Raw genomic sequence first — 16385 nt, forward strand, 5'->3', positions numbered from 1 at the left:
TCACGGGGGCGCTCACAGCGTCTCGAACGTGTCGGTGTCCGCGTGGTGTGCGCGCACGGTCCCGGTGTGGACCTCGTAGTACCAGCCGTGCATCCGCAGCCGGCCGTCCGTCAGCCGCCGCTCGACGCAGGGGTAGGAGCGCAGCCGCAGCAGCTGGGCCAGGACGTGGTGGTGCACGGCCTCGGCGACCGTCGGGTCGGCGGGGTCGCACGGCTTCGGTTCGTCCGCGGCCTGCGCCAGCCACTCGCGCACGGCGGGTACGGCGGTCAGGTCGTCGCCGCGCACCAGCGCGCCGACGGCGCCGCAGTGCGAGTGGCCGCAGACCACGATGTCGGTGACGCCGAGCACCTCCACGGCGTACTCGATGGTGGCCGCCTCGCCGGAGGGACGCTCGGCGCCGTAGGGCGGGACGATGTTGCCGGCGGTGCGCAACTCGAAGAGCTGGCCGGGCCGGGCGCCCGTGATCAGGGCCGGTACGACCCGGGAGTCGGAGCAGGTGATGAACAGGACTTCGGGCGACTGGCCTTCGGCGAGCCCGGCGAACTCCTCAGGGCGCTGTCCGTACGTGCGGGCGTTGTCGATGAGGGGCTGCATGATGCGGTGATTCCTCCTGGCGCGCGGTGGGGGCGCGTCGGATGGGCAGGACAGAGGTGGGGGATGTACTGCCGGCCCTCAGCAGCGGAAGACCTGGAGGGCCGCCGGGGAGTGGTCCGGCGCGGATCTCGGCCGGTGCCCGGTGGCACGGCCGGGTACGGCGGGTTCGGGCACCGCCGGGCCGCGCTGCCGCAGAACCGGGCGTTCGGGGGCCTCGGGCTGGGACGCGGTGGCGGTGCGGTGCCGGTCGCGGACGCGCGGGGAACTGGTCGGGTCCCCGGACCGGCCGGCCTTGTGGCAGGTGACGGTCTCGTCGTGCGGTGCCGTGCCGGAGAGGGTGGTTCCGGGATGGGCATTGGCCACGGCATCGCGGCTTGTGTGCGCGGATGCGAAGGGTGCGCTGGGCGCGCTGACTGAGACGACCATCAGGGCGATCAGGACGGCGGCGAGGAACGGAACCATGGTCCGGGCCGTCGTGCCTCGTAACATGCGCTCCCCTCCAGGCAGTTCACGCCTGTGGCGTGTGCCGGCACGTGGTCAATGCAAGGTCAACGCGAGGTCAACGCGTGGTCAAGAAACACGTTAACCCTGCAAAGAGCTTTGCAGGGTTAACGTAACGTTACGAGCTGAAGAGAGCCTGAAAATCACGCTGGGTTGGCGGGAACAGGCTGTTCTCAGGGCGTGTCGACCAGCCGTGCCGCGTCCCGGGCCAGCGCGGTGAGCCGGGAGATCGCCCGGAAGTACTTCTTGCGGTACCCGCCGTTCAGCATCTCCTCGCTGAAGAGCCGGTCGAAGGGCAGCCCGGAGGCCAGGACGGGAACCTCCCGGTCGTAGAGCCGGTCCGCGAGCACCACGAGGCGCAGCGCCGTCGACTGGTCCGGCACCGGGCGCACACCGGTGAGGCACACGGCCGCGACGCCGTCGGTCAGGGCGCCGTAGCGGCTGGGGTGGACGCGGGCGAGATGGTCGAGGAGCGCGGGGAAGCCGTCCAGGGAGGCGCCCTCGGTGGCCTGCGCCGCGCGGGTCACCTGCTCGTCGGAGTACGGCGCCGGTGCCTCCGGCAGGCCGCGGTGGCGGTAGTCCTCGCCGTCGATGCGCAGGGCGCGGAAGTGCGCGGACAGGCCCTGGATCTCGCGCAGGAAGTCGGCCGCCGCGAAGCGGCCCTCGCCGAGCTTGCCCGGCAGCGTGTTGGAGGTGGCGGCGAGCGCCACGCCCGCCTCGACGAGCCGGGCGAGCAGGCTGGAGACGAGGACGGTGTCGCCGGGGTCGTCGAGTTCGAACTCGTCGATGCACAGGAGGCGGTGCCCGGAGAGGGTCTGCACGGTCTGCTGGAAACCGAGGGCGCCGACCAGGTTGGTCAGCTCCACGAAGGTGCCGAACGCCTTGCGCGAGGGTTCGGCGGGGGTCGCGTGCCACAGGGAGGCCAGCAGGTGGGTCTTGCCGACGCCGTAGCCGCCGTCGAGGTAGACGCCGCGTGGGCCGGCGGGGGGCTTCGGGGCCTTGCTCCGGCCGAGACCGAAGAAGCCGCGCTTTCCGGTGGCGGCGGGAGCCCCGTCCAGCCCGGTCGCGAAGTCCTCCAGGACCCGCACGGCCTCGCTCTGGCTGGGCTGGTTCGGGTCCGGGATGTACGTGCTGAAGCGGACCGAGTCGAAGCGGGGCGGGGGCACCATCTCGGCGACCAGGCGGTCCGCGGGGACGCGCGGCTCGCGGGCGCACAGGGACAGCGGGGCGGACGCGGACGCCGTCCCGGCTATCGGGGAGCGACCGGAGGAGGCGGAACCGGGAGCGGGGGAGGAGGACACGGGGGTCCATGGTAAGGCCTGCACGGGGAGCACCTGTCGCTGTGCGGGGTGCGGGGTGTGGGGTGTGGGGTGTGGGGTGTGGGTGTGGTGGGCAGGCGGTGTGCGGAGGGCCGGCGAGTTGCGGTGGCCCGGCGTCGTTGTGGGGCGGGGGTGGGTGCGCGGCCCGGCGTTGCCGGGGTGCCGCCGTGCCCGACCGTGCCGGCCCGGGGGTACCTCCCAGGCCGTTCAGGCACTGGGGGAGGCACGACCGCCCACGGCTGTGCGGCGGGACGGTTCGGGTTCCCGGGGCGTGGAACACTGCACCGCATGCGACGCCTGTTCCCCGTGACCCCAGTGACCCCTGTGACCGATCAGACAGCCGGCCCGGGTGCCGACGGGGCCGACCGGGAGTGGAGCCTCGCCGAGCTGGCCGCCGCCTACGCCTACCCCGAGCCCGACGGGCGGCCGGGGGCGTGGCTGCGGGCGAACATGGTCTCCACGCTCGACGGGGCCGCCCAGCACGACGGCCGGTCCCAGCCCATCTCCAGCGCGGCCGACATGCGTATCTTCGGCACCCTGCGCTCCCTGGCGGACGTCGTGATCGCCGGTGCCGAGACCGTACGCCAGGAGGGGTACCGTCCGGCGCGCTCCCGTGCGGACTTCGCCGAGCTGCGGCGGGCGGCCGGGCAGAGCCCCGCGCCGGCGATCGCGGTGGTCAGCGCGAGCCTGGAGCTGGACTTCTCCCTGCCGCTGTTCACCTCGCCCACGGTGCCGACCCTGGTCCTGACCGGAGCGGCCGCGGCCCCGGACCGTATCGCGGCCGCCGAGCGGGCCGGCGCCCGCGTGGTGATCGCCGGCGACGGCGTCGGCGTGGACCCCGCCCGCGCCGTCGACGCGCTCGTCGGGCTCGGCCACACCCGGCTGCTGACCGAGGGCGGTCCGCGGCTGCTGGGGCAGTTCGTCACGGCCGGCGTGCTCGACGAGCTGTGCCTGACCGTCTCGCCGATGCTCACCGCGGGTGACGCGCAGCGGATCGCGGGCGGGCCCTCGGTCGAGGTGCCGCGGCGGTTCGCCCTGGCCTCCCTGCTGGAGGAGGAGGGGTTCCTCTTCAGCCGGTACCGGCGGGACTGAGGGAATGGCGTGACCGGGGGAATCGACGGCATCTCCCGTTCCGCTCGATCCGTGCCGGGCACACTGAATCCGGCAGCACCTGTGAGATCACGGGGCAGGATGGTTTCCTCAAGGCCTGGTACGGCCTACGGAGGGTGGGCCCACGGGCCCTCGAAGGAGAAGGGGCGCCTGGTGTTCACAAGCGTTTTGATGATCGAGAAGGCCCTGACGTCCGCCGACGTGGAGTTCGTCACCACCTTGCACGGCGAGGATCCGGTCGCCTTCCACGTGCTGCTCCAGCCGCGAGGCGATCAGGCGGACCGGCTGCTGCGGGCCATCGACGACGTCGCGCTCGGCGAGCTCGACGACGCCGTCCGGGAAGGGGAGACGCCCGAGGGCGAGGAGGCGCAGAGCGTCGGACAGCGGGCACTGGGAGTGTCCCTCACCGCCCTGCGCGCGTCCGGTGCCGAGGCCGAGGGCCGCCTGATCGAGGACCACCCGCTGGACGAGCTCAAGGCCCTGGTCCTGGAGATCGGCGCCGACGAGGTGATCGTCCTGACCGATCCGCACTACGTGGAGGAGTTCTTCCACCGGGACTGGGCGTCGCGGGCCCGGCACAAGGTCGGCGTGCCGGTCCTGAAACTGTTCTCCCACAGCAAGGCATAGGCTGGGGCCGCGCTCCCGCGCCGGGGGCGCGCCCACCGGCAGAACCACCTCCTGGTACACACCAGGTCCCGTACACCCGTCGCACCTCTGGGGAGAACAGCGCATGGCACCCGGCCTTCCTACCGCCATGGACCGACCGCACTTCATCGGCATCGGCGGCGCCGGAATGTCGGGCATCGCCAAGATCCTCGCCCAGCGCGGCGCCGTGGTGGCGGGCAGCGACGCCAGGGAGTCCGCGACCGCCGACGCCCTGCGCGCACTCGGCGCGACCGTGCACATCGGGCACGCGGCGGAGCACCTCGCCGAGGACGCGAGCTGCGTGGTCGTGTCGTCGGCGATCCGCGAGGACAACCCGGAACTGGCCCGCGCCGCCGAACTCGGCATCCCGGTCGTGCACCGCTCCGACGCCCTCGCCGCCCTGATGAACGGGGTGCGCCCGATCGCGGTCGCCGGCACCCACGGCAAGACCACCACCACCTCCATGCTGGCGGTCTCCCTGTCCGAGCTGGGCCTGGACCCGTCGTACGCGATCGGCGGCGACCTGGACGCGCCCGGCTCCAACGCCCTGCACGGCGACGGCGAGATCTTCGTCGCCGAGGCGGACGAAAGCGACCGCAGCTTCCACAAGTACGCGCCCGAGGTCGCCATCGTCCTCAACGTCGAGCTCGACCACCACGCCAACTACGCGTCGATGGACGAGATCTACGAGTCCTTCGAGACCTTCGCCGGCAAGATCGTCCCCGGCGGCACCCTGGTGGTCGCCGCCGACCAGGACGGCGCCCGGGAGCTGACGCGGCGGCTGGCCGGGTCGGTGCGGACGGTGACGTACGGGGAGTCCGAGGACGCCGACGTACGGATCCTGTCGGTCGTCCCGCAGGGCCTGAAGAGCGAGGTCACCGTGGTGATGGACGGCGCGGAGCTGACCTTCGCGGTCTCCGTCCCCGGCCGCCACTACGCCCACAACGCGGTCGCCGCCCTCGCCGCGGGCGTGGCACTCGGCATCCCCGCCGCCGAGCTGGCCCCCGCCCTGGCCGCCTACACCGGCGTCAAGCGGCGCCTCCAGCTCAAGGGCGAGGCGGCCGGCGTGCAGGTCGTCGACTCCTACGCGCACCACCCCACCGAGATGACGGCGGACCTGGAGGCCATGCGCGCCGCGGTCGGCGACGCCCGCATCCTCGTCCTGTTCCAGCCGCACCTCTTCTCGCGCACGCAGGAGCTGGGCAAGGAGATGGGCCAGGCCCTGTCCCTGGCGGACGCGTCGGTCGTCCTCGACATCTACCCGGCCCGCGAGGACCCGATCCCGGGCATCACCAGCGACCTGATCATCGAGGCGGCCCGGGCGGCGGGCGCGGACGTCACGCCGGTGCACGACAAGGCGGAGGCCCCCGCGGTGATCGCGGGAATGGCGAAGGCGGGTGATCTCGTTCTCACCATGGGCGCGGGCGATGTCACCGACCTCGGACCGCGCATCCTGGACGAGCTGTCGAGCAAGGCGAAGTAAGGGGCTGAGGACTCATGTCGTACGACGTCGAGAAGCCGGACGAGCAGTGGCGCGCGGAGCTGGCACCGGCCGAGTACGCCGTCCTGCGCCAGGCCGCGACGGAACCCGCCTTCACCGGTGAGTACACGGACACCAAGACCGAGGGCGTCTACTCCTGCCGCGCCTGCGGCGCCGACCTGTTCACCTCCACCACCAAGTTCGAGTCGCACTGCGGCTGGCCGTCCTTCTTCGACCCGAAGGACACCGAAGCGGTCGAGCTGATCGAGGACCGGTCCCACGGAATGGTGCGCACGGAGGTGCGGTGCGCCCGGTGCGGGTCGCACCTCGGGCACGTGTTCAAGGGCGAGGGGTATCCGACCCCGACCGACCAGCGGTACTGCATCAACAGCATCGCGCTGCGGCTGGCGCCCACGGAGAGCTGAGTCAGCGGGCGGCGGCCGGGAGCGTCACGGTGAACACCGTCACGCCCGGTTCGTCGCCCAGCTCGATCGTGCCGCCGTGCGCCCGCACCAGCGAGCCGGCGACGGCGAGGCCCAGCCCGCTGCCGCCGCGGTCGCGGCTGCGGGCCTTGTCGACGCGGTAGAAGCGGTCGAAGATCCGCTCCCGGTCGGCGGCCGGCACACCCGGCCCGGTGTCGGCGACCGCGACCCGGGCCGCGTCGGCCGTCACGGACACGGCGACCGAGACCTCGGTGCCCGGCGGGGTGTGCACGGCGGCGTTGGTCAGCAGGTTGTCGAGCACCTGCCGGATCCGCTGCGGGTCCAGACGCAGCTTCACCACCGCCGGCCCGGCCGTCACCGTCAGCGGATGCTCCGGGTGCCCGGCGCGGAAGGCGTCGCCCGCCTGCCGTACCAGCTCCGTCAGATCCGCGTCCTCCCACCGCAGCGGCGCCTCCACCTCCGCCGCGTCGAGCCGGGCGAGCAGCAGCAGGTCGTCCAGGAGGACACCCATCCGGGCCGCCTCGGCGCGCAGCCGGGCCAGATGCCGCTCCCGCTCCCCGGGCGCGTTGGCCGCCGCGTACTGGAACAGGTCGGCGTAGCCCCGCACCGACATCAGCGGGGTGCGCAGCTCGTGCGAGGCGTCCGCGACGAACCGGCGCAGCCGCTGCTCGGCCTCGGCGCGCACCGCCAGCGAGTCGTCGATGTGCTCCAGCATCGTGTTGAACGCGGTCCGCAGCTCCGCCACCTCCTGGCCGCCGTCCCGTCCGTCCACGCGCAGCGGCAGCCGGGCGGCCGACCCGGTCAGATTGTGCGAGGCGATGCCGTGCGCGGTGCTCGCCATCTCGCTCAGCGGCCTCAGCCCGCGCCGCAGCATCCGCCGCCCGAACACGACCAGCGCCAGCAGCGCGAGTCCGAAGGCGACGACCTGCACCGTGATCAACTGGTCCACGGTGTCCTCGACGTCCCCCATGGGCGCGGCGCTGACCAGCACCACCCCGGGCTCGACCTCGCAGGCCCGCAGCAGATAGGGGCCGTGCCCGCCGATCCGCACGGTCCGGGTGAGGTCCTCGTCCGAGCGGGCCATCGTCTGCGCGAGGGCGGTGAGGGCGCGGCTGTCCGCCGGCACCTCGGCGGGCGTGCGCAGGTCCGCCGAGCCGTCGGAGACGTCGTACACGGCGGTGTACCAGCCGTAGTACGGCTTGCGCCGGACCGTGCCGTGCGCCGCCGCGTCCTTGGACTGCACGACCTGCACCAGCTTCATCTGATCGGCGAGCTGCCGCTCCAGATAGTCCCGCATGTACGCGGTCAGCACGGTCCCGACCACGGCGAACACCACCAGCGACAGCACCCCGAGGCCCAGCGCCAGCCGGGTCCCGAGCCGCAGCCCGCGGTAGGCGCGCCACCACCGCCGTATCACCGGGCCGCCTGCCGGATCACGTACCCGAAGCCCCGCACCGTCCGGATCAGCGGCTCGGCGGTGTCGTCCGTGTCGCCGAGCTTGCGGCGGAGCCGGCTGACGACCAGCTCCACCACGTTGGACCGGCCGCCGAAGCCGTACTCCCAGACGTGGTCGAGGATCTGGGCCTTGGTCAGCACGGTCGGCGACTTGCGCATCAGATAGCGCAGCACCTCGTACTCGGTCGGCGTCAGCGACACCCGCCGCTCGCCCCGGCGCACCTCACGGGTGTCCTCGTCCATCGTCAGGTCCGCCACCCGCAGCACCGACCGCTGGTAACCGGGCCCGGCGCTGCGCCGCAGCACGGTCCGCAGCCGGGCCATCAGCTCCTCCACGGCGAACGGCTTGACCAGGTAGTCGTCACCGCCCCGGGTCAGCCCCGCCACCCGGTCGGCGACCCCGTCGCGCGCGGTGAGGAACACCACCGGCACCATCGTGCCCGAGCGGCGCAGCCGGTCCAGGACGCCGAAGCCGTCGACGTCCGGCAGCATCAGGTCGAGCACCACGATGTCCGGCCGGAAGCCGGCGGCCAGCCGCAGCGCCTGCTCGCCGGAGTTGGCGGTGACCGCCTCCCAGCCCTCGTAGCGGGCGACGGTGGCCACGAGATCGGCGATGGGCGGGTCGTCGTCCACCACGAGCAGTCGTACTTTTTCCACCCGCTCATACTGCGCCACCGGCCGCCCGCACCCCATACCGCGGAGAGCGCCGTACCGGGATCGATAAGTTCTTGAAAGTCGCCCGACAGGAAAACGACAGGCCGGCCGGGTGAAGCTCGGTGCCGTGACCACAGTTCCGAGCGCCCCCCACCGTCAGCCGCCCCCCACCGGGGCCCTGCGCCCCAAGGCGGTGGCCCGTACCGGCCTGTACGGGCTGCTGGCCGCCAACGCGGCCGTCGTGGCCGTCCTCTTCGCCCAGGCGGGCTTCGCCTCCAACACCCTCATCGTCCTCGGCCGCCTCACCGGCCTCTACGGCGCCCTGCTCATGGCCTTCCAGCTGGTCCTGGTGGCCCGGCTGCCCTGGTTCGACCGGCGCATCGGCATGGACCGGCTGACCTCCTGGCACCGCTGGACCGGGTTCGCCGTCCTGTGGACACTCCTCGCCCACGTCACCTTCATCACCTTCGGCTACGCCCAGCCGTCCGGCACGGACCCGCTGAACCAGCTCGTCGACCTCGCCGAGACCGTCGAGGGCGTGCTGCGCGCCCTCACCGCCCTGGCGATCCTCGTGGTGGTCGGCGCCGTCTCCGCGCGCGCCGCCCGGCGCAGGATGGCGTACGAGACCTGGCACTTCGTCCACCTGTACACGTACGTCGCGGTGGTGCTCGCTTTCACCCACCAGGTCGCCGCCGGTACGACCTTCACCTCCTCTCCCGCCGCGAAGACGTACTGGTACGGGATGTGGGGCGCGGCCCTCGGCGCGGTCCTGGCGGGGCGCGTCGTGCTGCCGCTGTGGCGGAACCTGCGTCACCGGCTGCGCGTCACCGCCGTCGTCCCCGTCAGCGACCAGGTCGTCTCCGTCCATATCACCGGCCGCGACCTGGACCGGCTGCCCGCGCGGGCAGGCCAGTTCTTCCTGTGGCGGTTCCTGACCCCGGACCGCTGGTGGCAGGCCAACCCGTTCTCGCTGTCCATGGCGCCCGACGGCCGGCAGCTCCGCCTCACCGTCAAGACCGCCGGCGACGGCACCGCCGCCCTGCGCCGCCTCAAGCCCGGCACCCGTGTCTTCGCCGAGGGCCCCTACGGCGCCTTCACCGCCCTGCACCGCACCCGCCCGGACGCCCTGCTGATCGCCGGCGGCGTCGGCGTCACCCCGATCCGGGCGCTGCTCGAAGAGCTGCACGGACACGCGGTGCTCGTCTACCGCGTCGCCACCGACCGCGACGCCGTCCTCCACGACGAGCTGCGCGACCTCGCGCACGCCAAGGGTGCCGGACTGCACTTGGTCACCGGACCGGCCGTCCCCGACAGACTGGGCCCCCGCGACCTCGCCGCGCTCGTCCCCGACGTCGCCGAACGGGACGTCTACGTCTGCGGGCCGCCCGGAATGACCACGGCGGTGCTCCGCACCCTGCGCGAACTGGGCGTGCCCGGGCCGCAGATACACGCCGAACGCTTCAGCCTGGCCGGATGAGCCCGGTCCGCCGAGCTGGGTCCGACGAGCCCAGGCCGACGAGCCCGGCCCGATGAGCTCGGTTCGATGACCCGGCCCGATGAGCTCGGTTCGATGAGCCCGGTCCGGCAACCCTGGTCGCACGAGAGGAACCCCCGCACCGTGAAGCGCGCACTGCCCGTCCTGGTCCTGAGCGTCGCCGGTCTGATACCGGTCTGGCGCTACGCCCCGTCCCACGAGACGGCGGCCACCTCACCCGCCCCGTCCGTGCCGTCCGTGGCGCCGTCCGCGCCGGCCGCCGGTTCCACCGTCGTCGCCGGTACCACCGTCGCCACCGAGAAGGGTCCCGTGCAGGTCGAGGTGACCTTCCGGGACCGGAGGATCACCGCCGTACGCCTGCTCCAGCAGCCCGACCACCCGCAGACCGCGGCAGCCGTCCCCCGACTGATCGAGGAGACGCTCCAGGCCCAGAGCGCCGACGTCGACACCGTGTCCGGCGCCACGGTCACCAGCGACGGCTACCGGGAGTCCCTCCAGGCCGCCATCGACGCCCGGGGCGCTGGTGCCTGACGTGCGGCGCGTCGAACACGTCATGGGCTTCCCCGTCTCGCTGCGGGTCGACGACCCGGACGTGCCCGAGGAGGCCGCGGACGCCGTCTTCGCGTGGCTGCGGGAAGCCGACGCGCGCTTCAGCCCGTTCCGGCCCGACAGCGAGGTGTCCCGGCTGGACCGGGGCGAAGTGGCGCACGTCAGTGCAGAGTTGGGGGAGGTGCTCGACCTCTGCGAGGAGTACCGGGTCGCGACCGGCGGTGCCTTCGACGTCCGGCTGCCCGGGCGGGGCCTGGACCCCTGCGCGGTGGTCAAGGGCTGGTCGGTGCAGCGCGCGGCCGGACTGCTGCGGGCCGCGGGCGCGCGGCGGTTCTGCCTCAACGCCGGCGGTGACGTGGTCGCCGCCGGCGGCCCCTGGAAGGTGGGCGTACGGCACCCCGAGCACGCCGACCGGCTGTGCGCCGTCCTGGAGCTCACCGACGGCGCGGTCGCGACGTCCGCCCGCTACGAGCGCGGCGACCACATCGTCGACGGGCGCACCGGGCGTGCGGCGACGGGCCTGCTCAGCCTCACCGTCGTGGCGCCGACCCTCACCGAGGCGGACGCGGTCGCCACGGCGGCGTTCGCGATGGGCGCCGAGGGCGTCGCCTGGGCCGCGGCGCGCGAGGGCTGCGAGGTGTTCGCCGTGGACGCGGAGCACCGGGTGCTGCGCACGGCGGGGCTGCCCGCCGCCCCCGGGAGGGCCACACACGGTCACCACGGTTCCGCGACACCGGACGTCTAGACTCTCCCGGCAGCGACCGTAGCGACCTGGCCAGAACTTCCCGCCCACCCGAAGGGTATTCGGCGCTTTGATACGGATGGAATCAGTCACCAAGCGGTACCCGGACGGCACCGTGGCGGTCGACCGGCTGTCGTTGGAGATCCCCGACCGCTCGATCACGGTCCTCGTCGGACCGTCGGGCTGCGGCAAGACGACGACCCTGCGGATGATCAACAGAATGGTCGAGCCCACCGAGGGCACCATCCTCCTCGACGGTGCGGACCTCCAGCAGCAGCCGGTCACCACGCTGCGCCGGTCGATGGGGTACGTCATCCAGAACGCCGGGCTCTTCCAGCACCGGACGATCATCGACAACATCGCCACCGTGCCCCGCATGACCGGCTGGGGCAAGCAGAAGTCCCGCGAACGGGCGGCGGAGCTGATGGAGCGGGTCGGGCTCGACGCGTCCCTCGCCAAGCGGTACCCGTACCAGCTCTCCGGCGGCCAGCAGCAGCGCGTCGGCGTGGCGCGGGCACTCGCCGCCGACCCTCCCGTACTGCTCATGGACGAGCCGTTCTCCGCCGTCGACCCCGTGGTCCGCAAGGGGCTGCAGGACGAACTCCTGCGCATCCAGGAGGAGCTGGGCAAGACCATCGTCTTCGTCACCCACGACATCGACGAGGCCATCAAGCTGGGCACCATGGTCGCGGTGATGCGCACCGGCGGCCGGCTCGCCCAGTTCGCGCCGCCCGCCGAGCTGCTGTCCGACCCCGCGGACGACTTCGTCGAGGACTTCCTCGGCGCCGACCGCGGCATCCGGCGGCTGTCCTTCTTCCCCTCCGCCGGCCTGGAGCTGACGACCGGTCCGGTCGTGCGCGCCGACGCCACGGCCGAGCAGCTCGCCGCGCCCGACGCCCCCTACCTGCTGGTGACCGACGCGGACGGCAGGCCGCTGGGCTGGGCCGAGAAGGGGGACCTGACCGCCGGGGACGTCACCCCGCGGCGGCTGCTGTCGTACGGGCGGCCGTTCGTGCCCGGCACCGACTCGCTGCGGGCCGCCCTCGACTGCGCCGTGCTCTCACCCGCCGGCTGGGCGGTCGCCGTGGACGCCGACGGCCGGGTGGCCGGCGTCGTCTCCCAGCACACCATCGGCGAGGCGATCCGCACCGCCCACGGCACGGGGAGCACCGGCGAGGCGCAGGGCGGCGACGCGCAGACCGGGGACGCGCAGACCGGGGACGCGCAGGGCGGCGACGCGCCGCAGGCCGGGTCCGCCGGCGTCACGAAGGTCCGCCCGTGAACGGCTTCTTCGACATCCCGAGCGACCTCGACAACACCTACTTCGGCCTGATCGGGCTGCACCTGCGCGAGGCGCTGCTGCCCGTCCTGGCCGGGCTGCTGCTCGCGCTGCCCCTCGCCCAGCTCTGTGTGCGGTTCCGCTGGCTGTACCCGCCCGTGCTCGGCGTGACCACCGTGTTCTACGCCGTCCCGTCGCTCGCCGTCTTCGTCGTCCTCATCGACTACACCGGCCAGACCGAGCTGACGGTGATGATCCCGCTGGCCGTGTACAGCCTGGTGGTGCTCGTCCCGGCGATCGTCGACGGCGTGCGGTCGGTGCCCCAGGAGACCCTGGCCGCGTCCACCGCCATGGGCTTCGGGCCGCTGCGGAGGTATCTGCAGGTTCAGTTGCCGATCGCCGTGCCCGCGATTCTCGCCGGTCTCCGGGTGGCCGTGGCCTCCAGCATCTCCCTGGTCAGCGTCGGCGCCCTCATCGGCAACCAGGGTGCCCTCGGCAACCTGCTCGCCGACGCCCAGAAGTACGGCCGGCCCGAGCTGGCGGTGAACTCCGTCCTCACCACCGCCGTACTGGCGATCCTGTGCGACGCGGTGCTCGTCCTGGTCCGCAACCTGCTGACACCGTGGATGCCGCGGGGCAGGTCCGGACACTCCAGGGGAGCCGCCGTGCGGCAGGAGCAGTCCCGGCCGAAGAAGGCGGCGACCCGGTGAACGTACTCGACTTCGTCAACGCCTTCTTCAGCGACAGCGCCCACTGGCACGGCTACGACGGCATCCCGCAGCGCCTGCTGGAACACGTCCAGTACACGCTGATGGCCCTCGGACTGGCCGCCGCGATCGGCCTGCCCGTCGGACTGCTGACCGGGCACACCGGGCGCGGCGGCAACGCCGTCGCCTTCGTCGCCACCGCCGCCCGCGCCCTGCCCAGCTTCGGACTGCTGGTGCTGATCGCCGTCGTGGTCGGCATCGGTCTGCTGCCCGTGATGATCCCGCTGGTCGTGCTCGCGATCCCGCCGATCCTGGTGACCACGTACGAGGCGGTCCGCTCCGTCGACCCGTCCCCGGTGGACGCCGCGCGGGGCATGGGCATGCGCGAGTCGGGCATCCTGTTCCGCGTCGAACTGCCCGTCGCCTTGCCCCTGGTCCTCAGCGGGCTGCGCTCGGCCGCCATCCAGGTCGTGTCGACGGCGACCATCGCCGCGTACGTCAGCCTCGGCGGGATCGGCCGGTACATCATCGACGGGCTCTACCAGCGCGACTACGAGAAGGTGGTCGGCGGTGCCACTCTGGTGGCGCTCCTGGCGCTCGTCACGCTCGCGGTGTTCTGGGCGGCGGAGCGACTGGCGGTGTCGCCGGGGGTGCGCAGGCGCTGAGGCCGGGCACCGCCTCGAACACACTTATGAAAGAAACCGTAATCAGGCTGTACTTGACTGACCGACAAGCGGCTCGTTTGGATCAGTGGATGACTTCTACCGCGAAGAGCAGCTGGTCCAGGACGAGGCACACCGGCGTGGCGGCCGTCGCGCTCACCGCCGCTGCGGCGCTGCTCGCGGGCTGTTCGTCCTCCGACGGCACCTCCGACAACCCTCTCGACGGGGAGAAGGCCGAGGCCGGCACCGTCGTCGTCGGTTCGAACAACTTCGCCGAGAGCACGCTGCTCGCCGACATCTACGGTGAGGCGCTCAAGGCGAAGGGCCTCAAGGTCACCTACAAGCACAACATCGGCAGCCGCGAGACGACCTACGGCCTGATGAAGAACGGCTCGGTCACGGTCCTGCCGGAGTACAACGGCTCGCTGCTGGCCTACCTCGACCCCGATGCCGAGCAGAAGTCCGCCGAGGCGGTCAACACCGCGGCAAAGGCCAGGCTCGACAAGAAGCTGACGCTGCTGCAGTCGTCGCCGGCCGAGAACAAGGACTCGGTCAGCGTCAACGCCCAGACGGCGAAGAAGCACGGCCTCACCGCCGAGTCCACCCTCGCCGACCTCAAGGACATCGCACCGGACCTGGTGATCGGCGGCTCGCCCGAGTTCCAGACCCGGCAGCAGGGGCTGAAGGGCCTGGAGTCCGTGTACGGCCTGAAGTTCGAGTCCTTCAAGGCGCTCGACGCGGGCGGCCCGCTGACCCAGTCGGCGCTGACCAAGAACACCGTGCAGGCGGCGGACATCTTCACCACCGATCCGACGATCATCAAGGAGAAGTTCGTCGTCCTGAAGGACCCGGAGAACCTCTTCGGCTACGCCAACGTGACACCCCTCGTCCACAAGGAGGGGCTGCCCCAGGAGGGCGTCGACGCGCTCGACGCGGTCTCCGCCAAGCTGGACACGAAGACGCTCCTGGACCTGGACGCGCAGGTCCAGCTGGACAAGAAGGACCCGCTGGACGTGGCCAAGGAGTGGCTCGAGTCGGCGGGCCTGGCCTGATCCGGCGACCAGGTGTGAGCCGTCGCTACCGCATCGGTGAGCTGTCGCTCCCGCATCGTGTGAACGGTGCGGGAGCGCACGGAAAGCCCGGCGTCCGGCTCCGGGTGCGTGCCGGGGCGCGGACGCCGGAAGCCCGGGGACAGGGGTCAGGCGGGTTCGCCGGCCCGTTGTCCAGGGGCTGCGGGCCCGTCCGAGCGGCCCGGGCCTCCTTCCTGCGGCGCCGGCGGTCGCGGCGCGACTCCTGGTCGGGAAGCCAGCCGAAGACGAGGCAACCGCCGACGCAGCCGAGGAGCAGCCCGACGAGGAACCCTCCCAGGTTGGAGGTGACCCACGTGCCCAGGGAGGCCAGGACGCCGTTGGGCGAGTAGAAGAGGCGCTGGGTGGGGTTGACCAGGGCCAGCAGTCCGCACAGCAGCATCACGACCGGCAGGAGGTAGCCGGCCACGCCCTGCATGCCGACGTGCAGGACGACCTTGAAGGACGCCTTCATATTGAATCCTCCCCTCCCTGAAGGAGGGGATTCCTGGCTCAGGCTGCCTCCTGGAGCAGCGCTCCAGGAGGTCTTCCGCCATCGGCACCAGCCGGGTTGAGACCAGCCCGGACGAGCATGACGCGTGCGGAGTTCTTGTCCCGTGGGGACGCTGTTCCGCAGGCGGTGCAGGTGTTCCTGTCCGGCACGGCGAGCAACGACAGCAACTCGATCGCCTTCGCCGACCAGCACTTCACCAAGATCTCCGGCTCGGGTCTCTGCTTCGCCAACGGCTATTTCACCGCCACCTACGCCCCGGTGACCGACGGGGCCGAGACGGTCTACGTCAACTGACCGAACCTGACCAGGGCTGACTGGAACTGACCGACCGGACCCGGTCCGCGCCTTCGACGGGCGGACCGGGTCGCGGTTCGCGGGGTCGCAGGGACGCGGATCTGACGGTGAGTTATCGTGTACAGGGGGTTAAGACAGGCGGCACGGCCTGTTGCGTTCCAGCCCAGGAGAGTTCAGCCGATGGCGAGGCAGATACGCGCCGAGCAGACCCGCGCGACGATCCTCGGTGCCGCCGCCGACCTGTTCGACCGTCACGGCTACGAGTCGACCAGCCTGAGCGAGATCGTGGCCCACGCCGGAGTCACCAAGGGCGCCCTGTACTTCCACTTCGCGGCGAAGGAGGACCTCGCCCACGCCATCATGGAGATCCAGTCCAGAACCTCGCGTCGGCTGGCGACGGAACTGGACGGCCGGGGCCACACCTCCCTGGAGGCGCTGATGCGCCTCACGTTCGCCATGGCCCGGCTGTGCGAGGAGGGACCGGTCCTGCGAGCCGGACTGCGGCTCGCCACCGGGGGAGTGACGGTACGGCCGCCGCTGCCGCACCCGTTCACCGAGTGGCGGGAGATAGCCTCCTCCCGCCTCCTGGACGCCGTCAGGCAGTCCGACGTGCACCCGGACATCGACATCGACTCCGTCGCCCACACCCTCGTCTGCTCCATCGTCGGCACCCGCGTCGTGAGCGGCACCCTCGAACCGGCCGGACGGCAGCCCCGCCGCCTGGCCGGCATGTGGTACCTCCTGATCCGGGGCATGGTGCCCGTGACCCGACGCGCCCGGTACCTCACCCTCGTGGCCCGCCTGGAGCGGGAGACGGGCGGGGCCTGATTCCCGTAGGGGCCCGCTTCTCCCGTGCGGCGGTATCTCGCGGGCTG

At 72.2% G+C, this 16385-nt stretch carries 18 protein-coding genes and 2 pseudogenes; 13 read left to right on the top strand and 7 right to left on the bottom strand.

Annotated elements, in window-relative coordinates:
- Positions 1-12 precede the first annotated feature (12 nt).
- The 3 genes from ACH4F2_RS21440 to zapE form a co-directional block, all read right to left on the bottom strand.
- Positions 13-594 (bottom strand): carbonic anhydrase, encoded by a 582-nt coding sequence (locus ACH4F2_RS21440; protein ID WP_398134297.1) that lies wholly within the window; start codon positions 592-594, stop codon positions 13-15.
- 78 nt (positions 595-672) lie between these two features.
- Positions 673-1083, bottom strand: coding sequence for a hypothetical protein (locus ACH4F2_RS21445; protein ID WP_398134298.1), 411 nt, complete (start codon positions 1081-1083; stop codon positions 673-675).
- A 185-nt stretch (positions 1084-1268) separates the two neighbouring features.
- The gene (zapE, locus tag ACH4F2_RS21450) at positions 1269-2348 is read right to left on the bottom strand and encodes a cell division protein ZapE (RefSeq protein ID WP_398134463.1); all 1080 of its coding nucleotides are present in this window, start codon (positions 2346-2348) and stop codon (positions 1269-1271) included.
- Between the two features lie 354 nt (positions 2349-2702).
- Between zapE and ACH4F2_RS21455 the strand changes: the two genes are divergently transcribed.
- The 4 genes from ACH4F2_RS21455 to msrB all read left to right on the top strand — a co-directional run bounded on the left by ACH4F2_RS21455 (position 2703) and on the right by msrB (position 6074).
- Positions 2703-3506: a pyrimidine reductase family protein gene (locus tag ACH4F2_RS21455; RefSeq protein ID WP_398134299.1), complete on the top strand. Its 804-nt coding sequence runs from the start codon at positions 2703-2705 to the stop codon at positions 3504-3506.
- A gap of 171 nt (positions 3507-3677) precedes the next feature.
- Entirely contained in the window at positions 3678-4151 is a 474-nt protein-coding gene (locus ACH4F2_RS21460; RefSeq protein WP_398134300.1) for an indole-3-glycerol phosphate synthase, read from the top strand.
- A gap of 103 nt (positions 4152-4254) precedes the next feature.
- The gene (gene murC, locus ACH4F2_RS21465; protein WP_398134301.1) at positions 4255-5652 is read left to right on the top strand and encodes a UDP-N-acetylmuramate--L-alanine ligase; all 1398 of its coding nucleotides are present in this window, start codon (positions 4255-4257) and stop codon (positions 5650-5652) included.
- Positions 5653-5666: 14 nt separating this feature from the next.
- On the top strand, positions 5667-6074 hold the full coding sequence (msrB, locus tag ACH4F2_RS21470) for a peptide-methionine (R)-S-oxide reductase MsrB (protein WP_398134302.1): 408 nt from the start codon (positions 5667-5669) through the stop codon (positions 6072-6074).
- 1 nt (position 6075) lies between these two features.
- Here the strand turns inward: msrB and ACH4F2_RS21475 are convergent, their stop codons facing one another.
- Together ACH4F2_RS21475 and ACH4F2_RS21480 are read right to left on the bottom strand one after the other, a co-directional pair.
- Positions 6076-7509 (bottom strand): sensor histidine kinase, encoded by a 1434-nt coding sequence (locus ACH4F2_RS21475; RefSeq protein WP_398134303.1) that lies wholly within the window; start codon positions 7507-7509, stop codon positions 6076-6078.
- Positions 7506-8240: a response regulator transcription factor gene (locus tag ACH4F2_RS21480; protein ID WP_398134304.1), complete on the bottom strand. Its 735-nt coding sequence runs from the start codon at positions 8238-8240 to the stop codon at positions 7506-7508. The genes ACH4F2_RS21475 and ACH4F2_RS21480 overlap by 4 nt, the downstream gene beginning before the upstream one ends.
- An 88-nt stretch (positions 8241-8328) precedes the next feature.
- Between ACH4F2_RS21480 and ACH4F2_RS21485 the strand changes: the two genes are divergently transcribed.
- The 7 genes from ACH4F2_RS21485 (at position 8329) to ACH4F2_RS21515 (ending at position 14687) form a co-directional block, all read left to right on the top strand.
- Positions 8329-9678, top strand: a complete 1350-nt coding sequence (locus tag ACH4F2_RS21485) for a ferric reductase-like transmembrane domain-containing protein (RefSeq protein WP_398134305.1) — start codon at positions 8329-8331, stop codon at positions 9676-9678.
- 141 nt (positions 9679-9819) lie between these two features.
- Positions 9820-10227 carry an FMN-binding protein gene (locus ACH4F2_RS21490; RefSeq protein WP_398134306.1) on the top strand — a complete coding sequence of 136 codons (408 nt, stop codon included), beginning with the start codon at positions 9820-9822 and terminating at the stop codon, positions 10225-10227.
- Between the two features lies 1 nt (position 10228).
- On the top strand, positions 10229-10990 hold the full coding sequence (locus tag ACH4F2_RS21495) for an FAD:protein FMN transferase (protein WP_398134307.1): 762 nt from the start codon (positions 10229-10231) through the stop codon (positions 10988-10990).
- A gap of 67 nt (positions 10991-11057) precedes the next feature.
- On the top strand, positions 11058-12269 hold the full coding sequence (locus ACH4F2_RS21500) for an ABC transporter ATP-binding protein (RefSeq protein ID WP_398134308.1): 1212 nt from the start codon (positions 11058-11060) through the stop codon (positions 12267-12269).
- Positions 12266-12976: an ABC transporter permease gene (locus ACH4F2_RS21505; protein ID WP_398134309.1), complete on the top strand. Its 711-nt coding sequence runs from the start codon at positions 12266-12268 to the stop codon at positions 12974-12976. The genes ACH4F2_RS21500 and ACH4F2_RS21505 overlap by 4 nt, the downstream gene beginning before the upstream one ends.
- Positions 12973-13638: an ABC transporter permease gene (locus ACH4F2_RS21510; protein WP_398134310.1), complete on the top strand. Its 666-nt coding sequence runs from the start codon at positions 12973-12975 to the stop codon at positions 13636-13638. Before ACH4F2_RS21505 ends, ACH4F2_RS21510 begins: the two co-directional genes overlap by 4 nt.
- Positions 13639-13727: 89 nt before the next feature.
- Complete coding sequence (locus ACH4F2_RS21515) at positions 13728-14687, top strand: ABC transporter substrate-binding protein (protein ID WP_398134311.1); 960 nt, start codon at positions 13728-13730, stop codon at positions 14685-14687.
- A 193-nt stretch (positions 14688-14880) separates the two neighbouring features.
- On the opposite strand, the pseudogene ACH4F2_RS21520 reads toward ACH4F2_RS21515, so the two are convergent.
- Positions 14881-15177 (bottom strand): annotated as a pseudogene (locus ACH4F2_RS21520) (DUF6114 domain-containing protein); the annotation flags it as partial.
- A 38-nt stretch (positions 15178-15215) separates the two neighbouring features.
- Positions 15216-15350, bottom strand: a pseudogene (locus ACH4F2_RS21525) (RNA-guided endonuclease TnpB family protein); the annotation flags it as partial.
- Here ACH4F2_RS21525 and ACH4F2_RS21530 point away from each other — a divergent pair.
- Both ACH4F2_RS21530 and ACH4F2_RS21535 read left to right on the top strand, forming a co-directional pair.
- Positions 15313-15510, top strand: a complete 198-nt coding sequence (locus ACH4F2_RS21530; RefSeq protein ID WP_398134468.1) for a hypothetical protein — start codon at positions 15313-15315, stop codon at positions 15508-15510. The pseudogene ACH4F2_RS21525 and the gene ACH4F2_RS21530 overlap by 38 nt on opposite strands.
- Before the next feature lie 180 nt (positions 15511-15690).
- Complete coding sequence (locus ACH4F2_RS21535; RefSeq protein ID WP_398134312.1) at positions 15691-16338, top strand: ScbR family autoregulator-binding transcription factor; 648 nt, start codon at positions 15691-15693, stop codon at positions 16336-16338.
- Positions 16339-16385: the final 47 nt, after the last annotated feature.

It is taken from the genome of Streptomyces sp. NPDC017890, assembly GCF_044328675.1.
In the GTDB taxonomy this organism is placed as follows: Bacteria; Actinomycetota; Actinomycetes; order Streptomycetales; family Streptomycetaceae; genus Streptomyces.